Source organism: Streptomyces sp. NPDC090088 (assembly GCF_044747345.1).
In the GTDB taxonomy this organism is placed as follows: domain Bacteria; phylum Actinomycetota; class Actinomycetes; order Streptomycetales; family Streptomycetaceae; genus Streptomyces.
The window spans coordinates 482,016-495,658 of record NZ_JBIVDZ010000011.1 but is presented as its reverse complement, the minus strand read 5'-3'; the positions used below and the strand labels follow the sequence as shown (position 1 = coordinate 495,658).

General features: G+C 71.6%; 11 protein-coding genes. 9 read left to right on the top strand and 2 right to left on the bottom strand.

The features are described from left to right. Nucleotides 1-18 precede the first annotated feature (18 nt). The gene (locus ACIPSJ_RS44540; RefSeq protein WP_401354813.1) at nucleotides 19-1,839 is read left to right on the top strand and encodes an NAD-binding protein; all 1,821 of its coding nucleotides are present in this window, start codon (nucleotides 19-21) and stop codon (nucleotides 1,837-1,839) included. Here the strand turns inward: ACIPSJ_RS44540 and ACIPSJ_RS44535 are convergent. Then, nucleotides 1,817-2,317: a hypothetical protein gene (locus ACIPSJ_RS44535; protein ID WP_401354811.1), complete on the bottom strand. Its 501-nt coding sequence runs from the start codon at nucleotides 2,315-2,317 to the stop codon at nucleotides 1,817-1,819. The two genes, ACIPSJ_RS44540 and ACIPSJ_RS44535, sit on opposite strands and share 23 nt — an antisense overlap. 283 nt (nucleotides 2,318-2,600) lie before the next feature. Between ACIPSJ_RS44535 and ACIPSJ_RS44530 the strand changes: the two genes are divergently transcribed. The 7 genes from ACIPSJ_RS44530 (at nucleotide 2,601) to ACIPSJ_RS44500 (ending at nucleotide 12,443) form a co-directional block, all read left to right on the top strand. Further along, complete coding sequence (locus ACIPSJ_RS44530) at nucleotides 2,601-4,442, top strand: APC family permease (RefSeq protein WP_401354809.1); 1,842 nt, start codon at nucleotides 2,601-2,603, stop codon at nucleotides 4,440-4,442. A gap of 241 nt (nucleotides 4,443-4,683) precedes the next feature. After that, a complete protein-coding gene (gene kdpF, locus ACIPSJ_RS44525; RefSeq protein ID WP_016434100.1) occupies nucleotides 4,684-4,773 on the top strand; it encodes a K(+)-transporting ATPase subunit F in 90 nt (29 codons plus the stop codon). 7 nt (nucleotides 4,774-4,780) lie between these two features. Then, nucleotides 4,781-6,445: a potassium-transporting ATPase subunit KdpA gene (kdpA, locus tag ACIPSJ_RS44520; protein WP_401354806.1), complete on the top strand. Its 1,665-nt coding sequence runs from the start codon at nucleotides 4,781-4,783 to the stop codon at nucleotides 6,443-6,445. Further along, entirely contained in the window at nucleotides 6,442-8,568 is a 2,127-nt protein-coding gene (kdpB, locus tag ACIPSJ_RS44515) for a potassium-transporting ATPase subunit KdpB (RefSeq protein WP_401354804.1), read from the top strand. Before kdpA ends, kdpB begins: the two co-directional genes overlap by 4 nt. A 5-nt stretch (nucleotides 8,569-8,573) precedes the next feature. Then, nucleotides 8,574-9,206: a potassium-transporting ATPase subunit C gene (locus ACIPSJ_RS44510; RefSeq protein WP_401354801.1), complete on the top strand. Its 633-nt coding sequence runs from the start codon at nucleotides 8,574-8,576 to the stop codon at nucleotides 9,204-9,206. A gap of 11 nt (nucleotides 9,207-9,217) precedes the next feature. Next, on the top strand, nucleotides 9,218-9,901 hold the full coding sequence (locus tag ACIPSJ_RS44505; protein WP_355714560.1) for a response regulator transcription factor: 684 nt from the start codon (nucleotides 9,218-9,220) through the stop codon (nucleotides 9,899-9,901). A 1-nt stretch (nucleotide 9,902) separates the two neighbouring features. After that, complete coding sequence (locus tag ACIPSJ_RS44500) at nucleotides 9,903-12,443, top strand: ATP-binding protein (protein WP_401354799.1); 2,541 nt, start codon at nucleotides 9,903-9,905, stop codon at nucleotides 12,441-12,443. 4 nt (nucleotides 12,444-12,447) lie between these two features. On the opposite strand, the gene ACIPSJ_RS44495 is transcribed toward ACIPSJ_RS44500, so the two are convergent. Next, nucleotides 12,448-12,987 carry a universal stress protein gene (locus tag ACIPSJ_RS44495; RefSeq protein WP_401354796.1) on the bottom strand — a complete coding sequence of 180 codons (540 nt, stop codon included), beginning with the start codon at nucleotides 12,985-12,987 and terminating at the stop codon, nucleotides 12,448-12,450. A 301-nt stretch (nucleotides 12,988-13,288) separates the two neighbouring features. Here ACIPSJ_RS44495 and ACIPSJ_RS44490 point away from each other — a divergent pair, with 301 nt between their 5' ends. Further along, nucleotides 13,289-13,636: an SAV_915 family protein gene (locus ACIPSJ_RS44490; protein WP_359216696.1), complete on the top strand. Its 348-nt coding sequence runs from the start codon at nucleotides 13,289-13,291 to the stop codon at nucleotides 13,634-13,636. The last annotated feature ends 7 nt before the right edge of the window (nucleotides 13,637-13,643 follow it).

Here is a 13,643-nt window from a genome sequence, read left to right as displayed (position 1 = left end):
GTGGAGCGCACCGGGCACATGGTGATCTGCGGCGACGACGGACTCGCGCACCGGCTCGCCGTCGAACTGGACGCCGTGTGCGGGGAGGTCGTCACCGTCGTGCTGCCGTCCGCCGACGACGTGCACGGCGCCCAGGTCGCCGCCCTGCACCGCGACCCGGACTCCGCCGTCCGGCTCCATGTCTCCGCCCGCCCGGACGAGGCCACCCTGCGCGCGGCCGGCGTCGAACGGGCCGCCGCGCTCGCCCTCACCTACCGCGACGACCAGGTCAACGTCACCGCGGCCCTGCTGGCCCGCGCCGTCAACCCCTCCGTACGGCTGGTGGTGCGGATGTTCAACCGGGAGCGCGGCCGCCATCTGGAACGGCTCCTGGACCGGGCGGCGGGCCTGTGCGACGCGCCCGCGGCGGACACCTCCACCACCGTCCTCTCCGACGCCGACACCGCCGTACCGGAGCTCGTCGCGGCCGCCGCCGTGGGCCACGGCCACACCCTCCAGGTCGACGGCAAGGTCTTCCGCGGGGTCGTCCGGCCCGCGGGCACCCCGCAGCACGCCACCGACCTCGCCACCCTCGCCGTGCTCTCCGGCGCCCACGAGGACGACCCGGCCAGCCAGGACAGCGCCGAGACGGCCGGCGAGGACGGGACCCAGCTGCTGCCGGACGACCACACCGCGTACCACCGGCAGTTCACCCACGGCCGGCTGACGCTGGAGGAGGTCGTCCACCTCCACCCGGCCCAACCGGCCCGCCGCAGCTGGCGTTTCCGGCCGGTGCGCTGGGTGCGGGCGCGGTTCGCCCATCTGCCGTGGCGGGTCTTCCTCTCCCGCCAACTGGCCGCCGTCTACGGCTCGCTGGCGGCCGTGGTCGTCGCGCTGACCACCGCCACCGCGCTCTTCGCCGACGAGCACCCCTGGTGGAAGAACGTCTACCTGCCGCTCCTGGACATCTTCACCATGGGCGACCCGGCCACCGAGGAGTCGCCCGCCCGCCGCATACTCCAGCTCGTCGCCGGTTTCGTCGGACTCGCCGTGCTGCCCCTCGTCGTCGCGGCGACCATGAACGCCACCGAGGCGTTCCGCACCGCCTCCGCGAACCACCCGCCAGGCGAGGACGTCAGCGGCCATATCGTCCTGGTCGGCCTCGGCATGGTCGGCACCCGCGTCCTGGACCGGCTGCGCACCACCGGACACCGGGTCGTCGCCGTCGAGCGCGACCCGCGCGCCCGGGGCGTCGCCCTCGCCCGCGAACTCGGCGTCCCGCTGATCCTGGAGGACGCGGCCGCCCCCGGCGTACTCGAACTCGCCCGGGTCCGGCAGTGCCGCTCCCTGCTCGTCCTCACCCGCGACGACGGCCAGAACCTCGACATCCTCATGGCCGTCCGGGAGTACAACCCCGGGGTACGGGTGGTGGCCCGGCTCTACGACGACGACTTCGCCGCGACCGTCCAGCGCACCCTGCGGGCGTCGTACCCGGACGCGCTGACCCGGAGCAGGAGCGTTTCCGCCCTGGCCGCGCCCTCGTTCGCCGCCGCCATGATGGGGCGTCATGTGCTGGGCGTGATGCCGGTGGAGCGGGGGTCGCTGCTGTTCACGTGCGTGGACGTGGCCGGGCATCCGGAGCTGGAGGGGCGGTCCGTGCACCAGGCGTTCCGGCGGCGGGAGTGGCGGGTGCTGGCGGTCGGGCCGGTCGGCGGGGACACCGGGGCCCCGGGGACGGGGGCCTTCGACTGGCGGCCGGCGCAGGGGCGGGTGCTGGCGGCGGGGGACCGGGTGGTGATGGCCACCACCCGGCGGGGGCTCGACGTGCTGACCGGGTCTACTCCAGGCCCGACGCCCTGAACACGCCGAGCGCGTTCTCCCGCTCGACCTGTTCGCCGAGGCGGCTCAGCGCGAGCGAGCCGCAGAGCAGGGTGCCGGCCGTGGCGGCCCTGCGGGCGCCCTCGTCCACGCGCAGCCAGAGTTCGGGGTTGTCGACGAGGACCTGGGGGTCCAGGGCGAGGCGGTCGCCGAAGGTGTCGCGGAACAGCAGCCGGGGGGAGATGCCGTCCAGGGGGCGGACGGAGACCAGGCGGTCCGTGCGGACCCTGCGGGTGCGGAGCAGCCGACGGGAGGTGAGCCAGCCGTCGCCGGCGCGGACCCTGGCGGGGCAGAGGACCGTGAAGAGGAGCAGGGCGAGGGTGGTCCAGAGGGTGCCGCGCCACCAGGTGAGGGTCCCCGAGCCCACGTCGACGAGGAGGAGCAGGGCGAGGAGGGCGCCTGCGCAACGGGCCGATGCGGAGACGTCTTTGGACCAGCGGCGGTCCTCGGCGGGCGGCATGGGGTGACGGTAGGGAGCGGGGGCGTACGGCGTCAGTAGGTGTGGGGTGTCTTTGATGGGACTCTGACGGGTTGTGGGTCACTGCGGGGCGGTGGGGGCTGGTCGCGCCCACGCGGCGGTAGCCGCACATCAGATACAGCCCCGCGCCCCTTGCGGGGCGCTGATGTCAAGGGCGTGTCAAAGTCGCTGTCTTTCGCGCGAAGAACGCGCAAGGGATCGTCAGGTGTGGTCGGGGCGGGACAGAACCTTGTCGGGCGTTTGTCCCGTTCTTAAGGAGCACCCCATGTCCGTACTGACCGTCGAACCGGGTGCCGTGCCCGCTGGTGAGGAGCCGCCTGACAGTGGGGAACGGCATCGGCTCACCGCTGTCACCGGGCTTGCCGCGCTGTCGTTGGACGCGATGGCGTCGGTGGCGTACGGGCCGGAGGCCATCGTGCTGGTGCTGGCCGCGGCCGGGGCGCACGGGCTCGGCTACACGCTGCCGGTCACGCTGGCCATCGCGGCCCTGCTGGCGGTGCTCGTCGCCTCGTACCGGCAGGTCATCGCGGCCTTCCCGGACGGGGGCGGGTCCTACGCGGTGGCCCGGACCCATCTCGGGGACCGGACCAGCCTGGTGGCCGCCGCCTCGCTGGTGCTCGACTACGTCCTCAACGTCGCCGTCGCGGTCACCGCCGGTGTCGCCGCCCTGACCTCCGCGTTCCCGGCGCTGTACCCGGACCGGCTGTGGCTCTGCCTGGCCGTGCTGGTGCTGGTCACGGGCGTCAATCTGCGGGGCATCGTGGAGTCGGCGCGGGCGTTCATCGTGCCGACGGTGGTGTTCGTCGGGTCGATCCTCGTGCTGATCGTCGTGGGGCTCTTCCGGTCCGCGCCGGCCAGTACGGTCACCGCCGCGGGGCATGCGTCCGTGCTCGCCGACAACGCCACCAGTGTCGGTGCCCTGCTCCTGCTGAAAGCTTTCGCCTCGGGGTGTGCCGCCCTCACCGGCGTCGAGGCCATCGCCAACTCCGTGCCCTCCTTCCGGGTGCCGCGCGTCCGGCGGGCCCAGCACGCCGAGGTCGCCCTCGGGGCCGTGCTCGGTGTGATGCTGATCGGCCTGTCCGTGCTGATCGGCCGCTTCCACCTGCAGCCCGTGGCAGGCGTCACCGTCCTCGCCCAGCTCGCCGACGCCTCCCTCGGCCACAACTGGGGTTTCTACGTCGTCCAGTTCGCGACGATGATCCTGCTGGCGCTGTCCGCCAACACGTCGTTCGGCGGGCTGCCGGTCCTGCTGAAGCTGCTGGCGCGCGACAACTGCCTGCCGCACGTGTTCGCCCTGAAGGCCGACCGCCAGGTGCACCGGCACGGTGTGTTCGCCCTGGCCGTGGTCTCGGCCGCGCTGCTGGTGTTCTCCGGCGGTGACACCAACACGCTGGTGCCGATGTTCGCCATCGGGGTCTTCGTCGGGTTCACCATCGCCCAGGTGGGCATGGTGCGGCACTGGCGGCTGGAGCGCGGCGCCGGGTGGTGGGGGAAGGCGCTGCTCAACGGGTTCGGGGCCGTGCTGACCGGGGTCGCCACCGTCGTGGTCACCGCCGGCAAGTTCGCCGAGGGCGCCTGGCTCGTCGTCGTGCTGCTGCCGTTGCTCGTGGCCGCGTTCGTCGCCGTGCGGCGCGCCTACGCGCGGATCGGGGAGCGACTGGGGCTCGGGCGGATTCCCGAGCCGCCGCACCGGGAGCGGTCGGTCGTGCTCGTGCCGGTGTCGTCGCTGTCCCGGCTCACCTCCGAGGCGCTCTCCGCGGCCGCCTCCCTGGGCGACGAGGTCCGGGCCGTCACCGTCTGCCACCCCGACCCCGAGGACCGGGCCCAGCTGCACGCCCTGGAGCGCGCCTGGGCCGAGTGGGACCCCGGGGTGCCGCTGGTCCGGCTGAGCTGCGAGCGGCGCTCCCTGGGCCGTCCCATCGCCGCGTACGTCCGTGAGGTGAGCGCGGCCGAGCCGGCCACCCGGGTGACCGTGCTGATCCCGGAGGCCGAGCCGGAGCGGCTCTGGCAGCGGCTGCTGCAGAACCAGCGCGGTGCCGTCGTCGCGCATGCCGTGCGGCGGGAGACCGACGCGGTGATCTGCCGGCTGCGGTTCCGGTTGTTCTGAGGCCGGCACGCCTCCGACCTGCGTGATCGTCCCGCCGTAAGAGTCCCGTCAAAGCCGCGTCCACGGCCGTAAGGGAGCCGTCAACGGCGGTCGAAACCGGCCACGAAGGCTGTTTGCTCTAACCGTCCGAGTCCGTTCCCCACCTCATCCAGGAGTTCACGATGGCCGATCTGGCCTTCGTCGTCACCATCCTCGCGGGTTTCGCGCTGGTGGCGCTCGTCGCCAAGGGGGTGACGAAGCTGTGACCGCCGAGAACATCGTCGGCCTCGTCGTGGCCGTCGCCCTGCTGGGCTATCTCGTCCTCGCCCTGATCTTCCCGGAGAGGTTCTGAGACAGTCATGGGTCCCGTACTCGCAGGCGTGCTCCAGCTGCTCGCGCTGATAGGCGCGCTGGCGCTCTGCTACATCCCCTTCGGCACCTACATGGCCAAGGTCTACTCCTCCGACCAGCACTGGCGGGTCGAGAAGTGGATCTACAAGGGCATCGGTGCCAACCCCGACACCGAGATGCGCTGGCCCGCCTATCTCCGCGGTGTGCTGGCCTTCTCGCTCGTCGGTGTCCTCTTCCTCTACCTGCTCCAGCGGCTCCAGGGCGTGCTGCCCGGCTCGCTCGGCTTCTCGTCCGTGAACCCGGCGCAGTCGTTCAACACGGCCGTCTCCTTCGTGACCAACACGAACTGGCAGTCGTACTACGGCGAGCAGACCATGGGGCACGTCGTGCAGACCGCCGGTCTGGCCGTGCAGAACTTCGTGTCGGCGGCCGTCGGCATCGCCGTCGCGGTGGCGCTGGTGCGCGGGTTCGCGCGCTCGCGCACCGGTGAGATCGGCAACTTCTGGTCCGACCTGGTGCGCGGCACGATCCGCATCCTGGTGCCGGTCGCCGCCGTGGCCGCGGTCGTTCTCGTGGCCTGCGGTGCGATCCAGAACTTCTCCGGCATTCATGAGGTCGGTCAGTTCATGGGCGGTTCGCAGCAGTGGAACGGCGGGGCGGTGGCCTCGCAGGAGGCCATCAAGGAGCTGGGGACGAACGGTGGCGGTTACTTCAACGCCAACTCGGCCCACCCCTTCGAGAACCCGACGCCGTTCACGAACCTGTTCGAGATCTTCCTGATCCTGATCATCCCGTTCTCGCTGACCCGCACTTTCGGTGTGATGGTCGGTTCGGTGAAGCAGGGTTACGCGATCCTCGCGACGATGTTCACCATCTGGGTGGGCTTCGTGGCCCTGATGATGTGGACCGAGTTCGCCCACCACGGCCCCGCGCTCCAGCTCGCGGGCGGCGCGTACGAGGGCAAGGAGGTCCGCTTCGGCATCGGCGGCTCGTCGATCTTCGCGGTGTCGACGACGTTGACGTCGACGGGTGCGGTGGACTCCTTCCACTCCTCGTTCACGGGTCTGGGCGGCGGGATCACGCTGCTGAGCATGATGCTGGGCGAGATCGCGCCGGGCGGTACGGGCTCCGGCCTCTACGGCATCCTGATCATGGCGATCATCGCGGTGTTCATCGCCGGTCTGATGGTCGGCCGTACGCCCGAGTACCTGGGCAAGAAGATCGGCGCGCGTGAGATCAAGCTGTCGGCGATCTACATCCTGATCACCCCGGCCCTCGCGCTGGTCTTCGCGGCGGCCTCCATGGCGCTGCCGACTCCGCCGCACTCGATGCTCAACCCGGGGGCGCACGGGTTCTCCGAGGTGCTGTACGCGTTCACCTCGGCGGCGAACAACAACGGTTCGGCGTTCGCGGGCCTGAACGCGAACACCGACTGGTTCAACACCATGACCGGTCTGGCGATGCTGTTCGGCCGCTTCCTGCCCATGGTGTTCGTGCTGGCGCTGGCCGGCTCGCTCGCCGAGCAGCGGCCCGTCCCGGCCACGGCCGGCACCCTGCGCACCGAGAAGCCGCTGTTCACCGGCCTGCTGGTGGGCGCGATCCTCATCATCACCGGTCTGACCTACTTCCCGGCCCTGGCGCTGGGCCCGCTGGCCGAGGGGCTGGCGTCATGACCACCCGAACGGAAGCCCACGAGGACACCATGTCCACTCCCACCCTCGCGCCCCACCAGGACGCGCCCACCGGGCACAAGCCGGCCGAAGGCCGTGTCGGCGCGGGCCTGTTCGACCCCAAGCAGCTGGTCAGGTCCCTCCCCGAGGCCTGCCGCAAGCTCGACCCGCGGGTGATGGTCAAGTCGCCCGTGATGTTCGTGGTGTGGGTCGGCTCGATCCTGACCACCGTCTTCTCCTTCAAGGACCCCGGCGACTGGTTCGGCTGGACCATCAGCGCCTGGCTCTGGCTCACCGTGATCTTCGCCAACCTCGCGGAGGCGGTCGCCGAGGGCCGCGGCAAGGCCCAGGCGGACACCCTGCGCAAGGCCAAGACGGACACGGTGGCCCGCCGTCTGGTGGGGGACACCGAGGAGCAGGTGCCCGGCACCGACCTGCGGATCGGTGATCTGGTCGTCTGCGAGGCGGGCGACATCATCCCCGGTGACGGTGACGTCATCGAGGGCGTCGCCTCCGTGGACGAGTCGGCGATCACCGGTGAGTCGGCCCCGGTCATCCGGGAGTCCGGCGGTGACCGCTCCGCCGTGACCGGCGGCACGAAGGTGCTGTCCGACCGGATCGTCATCAAGATCACGACGAAGCCGGGCGAGACCTTCATCGACCGGATGATCAGCCTCGTCGAGGGCGCGGCCCGGCAGAAGACGCCGAACGAGATCGCGCTGAACATCCTGCTCGCCTCGCTGACGATCGTCTTCCTGCTGGCCGTCGCCACGCTGCCGCCCTTCGCCGACTACGCGGGCACCCACCTGACGATGGTCGTGCTGGTCGCGCTGCTGGTCTGCCTGATCCCGACCACGATCGGCGCGCTGCTCTCCGCGATCGGTATCGCGGGCATGGACCGGCTGGTGCAGCGCAATGTGCTCGCCATGTCGGGGCGTGCCGTCGAGGCCGCCGGTGACGTCTCCACACTGCTGCTGGACAAGACGGGCACCATCACCCTCGGCAACCGGCAGGCCTCCGAGTTCGTGCCGGTCAGCGGGACGACGGAGGCCGAGGTGGCCGACGCGGCCCAGCTCTCCTCGCTGGCCGACGAGACGCCGGAGGGCCGCTCCATCGTCGTACTGGCGAAGGAGAAGTACGGGCTGCGGGAGCGGCACCAGGGCGAGCTGGCGCACGCCGAGTGGATCGCGTTCACCGCCCAGACCCGGATGTCGGGTGTGGACGTGGACGGGCGGAAGATCCGCAAGGGCGCGGCCGGTTCGGTCATCGCCTGGGTCCGTGAGCAGGGCGGCGCGGTCGCCGAGGACGCGGACACCCTCGCGGCGGCCATCTCGCAGGCCGGCGGCACCCCGCTGCTGGTCGCGGTCGAGGATGCCGAGGGCGCCCGGATCCTGGGTGTCATCCACCTCAAGGACGTCGTCAAGGACGGCATGCGGGAGCGGTTCGAGGAACTGCGCCGGATGGGCATCAAGACCGTCATGATCACGGGTGACAACCCGCTGACCGCCAAGGCGATCGCCGAGGAGGCGGGCGTCGACGACTTCCTCGCCGAGGCCACCCCCGAGGACAAGATGGCCCTCATCAAGCGGGAGCAGGCGGGCGGCAAGCTGGTCGCGATGACCGGTGACGGTACGAACGACGCGCCGGCCCTCGCCCAGGCGGACGTCGGCGTGGCGATGAACACGGGTACGTCGGCCGCCAAGGAGGCCGGCAACATGGTCGACCTCGACTCCAACCCGACCAAGCTGATCGAGATCGTCGAGATCGGCAAGCAGCTGCTGATCACGCGCGGTGCGCTGACCACGTTCTCCATCGCCAACGACGTGGCGAAGTACTTCGCGATCATCCCGGCGCTGTTCGCGGCCGTCTACCCGGGCCTGGACAAGCTCAACATCATGGGCCTGTCCTCGCCGGACTCCGCGATCCTGTCGGCCGTCATCTTCAACGCGCTGATCATCGTCGCGCTGGTGCCGCTGTCCCTGAAGGGCGTGCAGTACCGGCCGGTCAGCGCGGACAGGATGCTGCGCCGGAACCTGACGATCTACGGCATCGGCGGGCTGATCGCCCCCTTCATCGGCATCAAGATCATCGACCTGCTCATCTCCCTCATCCCCGGAATCGGCTGATCGCCATGAACAACTCCGTAACCAACACCGCCCGGTTGCTCTGGGCGGGCCTGCGGGCCCTGCTGGTGCTGACCCTGGTGACGGGCGTCGTCTACCCGCTGGTCGTCACCGGCGTCGCCCAGGCCGCGTTCCACAACAAGGCGAACGGCTCCGAGATCAAGGCGGACGGCAAGGTCGTCGGCTCGTCCCTGATCGGCCAACAGGGCTACAGCCTCGACTACTTCCAGGGCCGTCCGGCGAACGGGCTCGGCAGCAACAGCGTCAACACCCGGTACAAGCTGATCCTTTCGGGTGCGACGAACCTCGCGGCCGACAACAAGGTGCTGATCAAGCAGGTGAAGGACGCCAAGGCCGCGGTCGTCAAGGACAACTCGGTGCCCGGCTACACGGTCACGCCGTCCCAGGTGCCCGCCGACGCGGTCACCTCGTCCGGCTCCGGCCTGGACCCGGACATCTCCCCGGCCTACGCCGAACTCCAGGTCCACCGGGTCGCGGCGAAGAACGACCTCTCCGTCGCCCAGGTGGAGAAGCTGGTGAAGGACCACACCTCGGGCCGTACCCTCGGCTTCGTCGGGGAGCCCCGGGTGAACGTGCTCGAACTCAACATCGCGCTCAAGGAACTGACCAAGGGCAGCTGAGAGGCCGACCGATGACCCGAGTGCTGGTCGTGGAAGACGACCCCCAGCTCGTACGCGCACTCGTGATCAACATGCAGGCACGCCAGTACGGAGTGGACGCGGCGCCCGACGGCGCCACGGCCCTCCGGCTGGCGGCCGCGCGTCAGCCGGACGTGGTGATGCTCGACCTCGGACTGCCCGACATGGACGGGGTCGACGTCATCAGGGCGCTGCGCGGCTGGACCCGTGTACCGATCCTGGTGCTGTCGGCGCGGCAGGCCTCCGACGAGAAGGTCGCCGCGCTGGACGCGGGCGCCGACGACTACATCACCAAGCCGTTCAGCATGGACGAACTCCTCGCCCGGCTGCGCGCGGCGGTCCGCCGTACCGAGGACGTGCCGGTCGTGCCGGGGACCACCCTGGTGGAGACGGCCGACTTCACCATCGACCTGCTCGCGAAGAAGGCCGTCCGGTCGGGCCACGACGTCCGGCTCACCCCCACCGAGTGGCATCTGCTGGAGATCCTGGTCACCAACCCCGGCCGGCTGGTCACGCAGAAGCACCTGCTGCGCGAGGTGTGGGGTGTCACCCAGAGCAACAAGACCAACTACCTGCGGGTCTACATGGCCCAGCTCCGCCGCAAGCTGGAGGCGGACCCCTCGCATCCCCGCTACCTGATCACCGAGCCCGGCATGGGCTACCGCTTCGAAGGATGACATGGCACGCGGCAGGCTCCGGATCTACCTCGGCGCGGCACCCGGTGTGGGCAAGACCTACGCCATGCTCTCCGAGGCCCACCGCAGGACCGAACGAGGCACGGACTGTGTCGTCGCGTTCGTCGAGCACCACGACCGGCCGCGCACCGAGGTGATGCTGCACGGCCTGGAGGAGATCCCGCGCCGGGAACTGGAGTACCGGGGCGCGGTGTTCACCGAGATGGACGTCGACGCCGTCCTCGCGCGCCGCCCCCGGGTCGCCCTCGTCGACGAACTCCCGCACACCAACATCCCGGGCTCCCGCAACGCCAAGCGCTGGCAGGACGTCGAGGAACTGCTCGCCGCCGGGATCGATGTCGTCTCCACGGTCAACATCCAGCACCTGGAGTCCCTCGGTGATGTCGTGGAGTCCATCACCGGCGTACGACAGCAGGAGACCGTGCCCGACGAGGTGGTCCGGCGCGCGGACCAGATCGAACTGGTCGACATGTCCCCGCAGGCGCTGCGCCGGCGCATGGCGCACGGCAACATCTACCAGCCGGACAAGGTCGACGCGGCCCTGTCCAACTACTTCCGCCCCGGCAACCTCACCGCCCTGCGCGAACTCGCCCTGCTCTGGGTCGCCGACCGGGTCGACGAGTACCTGAACGCGTACCGCAGCGAGCACCGGGTCTCCGCCATCTGGGGCTCGCGGGAGCGGATCGTCGTCGGTCTCACCGGCGGTCCCGAGGGGCGGACGCTGATACGACGGGCCGCGCGGCTCGCCGAGAAGGGCGCCGGCGGCGAGGTGCTCGCCGTCTACATCGCGCGCAGCGACGGCCTGACCTCGGCCTCCCCGAAGGAACTCGCCGTCCAGCGCACCCTGGTGGAGGATCTCGGCGGCACCTTCCACCACGTCGTCGGCGAGGACGTCCCGGCCGCCCTGCTCGACTTCGCGCGCGGGGTCAACGCCACCCAGATCGTGCTCGGGGTCTCGCGCCGGCGCAGCTGGCAGTACGTCCTCGGACCCGGCGTCGGCGCCACCGTCGCCCGGGACTCCGGACCCGACCTCGACGTCCACCTCATCACGCACGACGAGGCCGGCAAGGGGCGGCTCCCGCTGGGGCGTTCGGCGCGGCTCGGCCGGTCCCGGATCATCTGGGGCTGGCTCACCGGCGTGCTCGGCCCGGTCCTGCTCACCTGGCTGCTGACCGGCGCCGCACCAGAGGTGGGCCTGGCCAACGACATGCTGCTGTTCCTCGCCCTCACGGTCGCGTCCGCCCTGCTCGGCGGTCTGCTCCCGGCACTCACCTCGGCGCTGGTCGGCTCCCTGCTGCTCAACTGGTTCTTCACCCCGCCCGTCCACACCCTCACCATCGCCGACCCCGAGAACATCGTCGCCATAGCGATCTTCGTCGGGGTCGCGGTGTCGGTGGCGTCGGTCGTGGACCTCGCGGCCCGGCGCACCCAGCAGGCGACCCGGCTGCGCGCCGAGTCGGAGATCCTGTCCTTCCTCGCGGGCAGCGTGCTGAGGGGGGAGACCAGTCTGGAGGCGCTCCTGGAACGGGTGCGGGAGACCTTCGGCATGGAGTCGGTGGCCCTGCTGGAACGGGCGGACGACGTGGCGCCGTGGACCCGCGCGGGCAGCGTGGGGCCACGGCCGTGCCGGACACCGGAGAACGCCGACGTCGACATGCCGGTCGGCGACCACCTGACCCTCGCGCTGTCCGGACGGGTGCTGCCCGCCTCCGACCGGCGCGTGCTCGCCGCCTTCGCGGCCCAGGCGGCCGTCGTCCTCGACCGGCAGCGGCTCCGGCAGGAGGCCGGCCGGGCGAAGGAACTGGCCGAGGGCAACCGCATCCGCACCGCGCTGCTGGCCGCCGTCAGCCACGATCTGCGCACCCCGCTCGCCGGCATCAAGGCCTCGGTGTCCTCGCTGCGTTCGGACGACGTCGAGTGGTCCGAGGAAGACCGGGCGGAGCTCCTGGAGGCCATCGAGGCGGGCGCCGACCGGCTCGACCACCTGGTCGGGAACCTGCTCGACATGTCCCGGCTGCAGACCGGCACCGTCACGCCCATCGTCCGCGAGACCGACCTGGACGAGGTGGTGCCGATGGCGCTCGGCGGAGTGCCCGAGGACAGCGTCGAACTGGACATCCCGGAGACGCTGCCCATGGTCGACGTCGACCGGGGGCTGCTGGAGCGGGTCGTCGCCAACGTGGTCGAGAACGCCGTCAAGTACAGCCCGGAGGGCACCCCCGTGCTGGTCAAGGCGAGTTCCCTGGCCGACCGGGTGGAGGTGCGGGTCGTGGACCGGGGTCCCGGCGTCCCCGACGAGGCCAAGGAGCGCATCTTCGAGCCGTTCCAGCGCCACGGCGACTCACCGCGCGGGGTCGGGGTCGGCCTGGGGCTGGCCGTGGCGCGCGGTTTCGCCGAGGCGACGGGCGGCACGCTCACCGCCGAGGACACCCCGGGCGGCGGCCTCACCATGGTGCTGAGCCTGCCGCCGGCGCGGGGGCGCGGACCGGAGCGGCCGGAGCTGCCGGCCGCGGTGACGTCGTAACGTCTCAGCAGGGCAACTTCCGTACATCCAGCGGCAGATGCCAGACATTGCGGCGGTGCGCCGCCGCCAGCGCGTCCTCCAGCGGGGACGGCGGGATCGCGAGGACCGGGCAGCGGGCGTGGGCCAGGCAGTAGCGGGCGACCCGGCCGGAGAAGGCCCGGTGCCAGCCCCGCCGGCCCGCGCCGACGACCAGGACGTCGTCGTCCCGGTCGGCCGTCTCCACCAGGGCCGGACCGGGGGTGGCGCGTACGACGAGACCGTGCAGCGGGACGCCGGACGGCCCCGCCTCGCCGAAGACCTCGTCGAGCACGCCCAGCAACCGCTCCCGGGCGGTCCGCTGCCACTCCTCGACCAGGGGCGGCGGGGCCGGGGCGCGGCGTGCCGCCAGTTCACCGCCCGGCGGCTCCCAGGCGAGCACCGGCCACAGCTCGGCCTCCCGCCGCCGGGCCTCCACGGCCGCCCGGCGCAGGGCCGTGACGCTGCCCAGGGAGCCGCTCACACCGACGACGACCCGGCCGGACGCGCAGCTGTCGTAACCGGACATGTATTCACCGTACTTCCGCGGCGGCCGCCGGGCGTCTCCCGGTGGCGGACCGCCTCCATGACACCCCCGGGCCGGGCCGTGGGCCAGCCCCGACGAGGCTTCTTGGCACGCCTCTGACGTGCGCGAGCGGCGTGGACGGCGCTCGCGTCAGCGTCCCGTCAACGTCGCCGCGATCACCGTCAGCGTCCCGTCAGGAGGTATCTCGGGGCCGCCGGGGACGGGCATAGCGTCCGGAGAGAGCCCCGGTCGGCCTCCCCGCCGCCGGGGCGCTCCAGCTCCTTCCTGTGCCAGGAGGCACCCCATGTCAGAGCTCCTCTGCGGCGACGATCCGGAGCCTTCCGATCGCTTCCCGGCCGGACCCCTGTTCGTACCGGTCCGGCCGGGACCCGTCGGGTACGCGGCCCGGCTGTTCCGCACCCCTCTCGGCGAACGCACCGCCGTCGGTTTCACCTCGGCCCGTCGACTCGCCGCCACGCTCGGCCCCGGCCAGGCCTGGATCCGGCTCGCCGAACCCGCGCTGCGCGCCCTGGCCGCACCGCTCGGCGTCACCACCGTCACGGTCGACCCCCAGCTGTCGGCGCCGGCCCCGACGCCGGTACCGCCGCTCGCGCCCGTCGCCGTGTCCCCGCGGACCGTCCGCACCGTCTGAGAGCGGA

Excerpts from the sequence above, each read along its gene's own strand:
- ACIPSJ_RS44540 (WP_401354813.1), top strand. The coding sequence starts at position 19 with ATGGTGATCTGCGGCGACGACGGACTCGCGCACCGGCTCGCCGTCGAA.
- ACIPSJ_RS44535 (WP_401354811.1), bottom strand. The coding sequence starts at position 2,317 with ATGCCGCCCGCCGAGGACCGCCGCTGGTCCAAAGACGTCTCCGCATCG.
- ACIPSJ_RS44530 (WP_401354809.1), top strand. The coding sequence starts at position 2,601 with ATGTCCGTACTGACCGTCGAACCGGGTGCCGTGCCCGCTGGTGAGGAG.
- kdpA (WP_401354806.1), top strand. The coding sequence starts at position 4,781 with ATGGGTCCCGTACTCGCAGGCGTGCTCCAGCTGCTCGCGCTGATAGGC.
- kdpB (WP_401354804.1), top strand. The coding sequence starts at position 6,442 with ATGACCACCCGAACGGAAGCCCACGAGGACACCATGTCCACTCCCACC.
- ACIPSJ_RS44510 (WP_401354801.1), top strand. The coding sequence starts at position 8,574 with ATGAACAACTCCGTAACCAACACCGCCCGGTTGCTCTGGGCGGGCCTG.
- ACIPSJ_RS44505 (WP_355714560.1), top strand. The coding sequence starts at position 9,218 with ATGACCCGAGTGCTGGTCGTGGAAGACGACCCCCAGCTCGTACGCGCA.
- ACIPSJ_RS44500 (WP_401354799.1), top strand. The coding sequence starts at position 9,903 with ATGGCACGCGGCAGGCTCCGGATCTACCTCGGCGCGGCACCCGGTGTG.
- ACIPSJ_RS44495 (WP_401354796.1), bottom strand. The coding sequence starts at position 12,987 with ATGTCCGGTTACGACAGCTGCGCGTCCGGCCGGGTCGTCGTCGGTGTG.
- ACIPSJ_RS44490 (WP_359216696.1), top strand. The coding sequence starts at position 13,289 with ATGTCAGAGCTCCTCTGCGGCGACGATCCGGAGCCTTCCGATCGCTTC.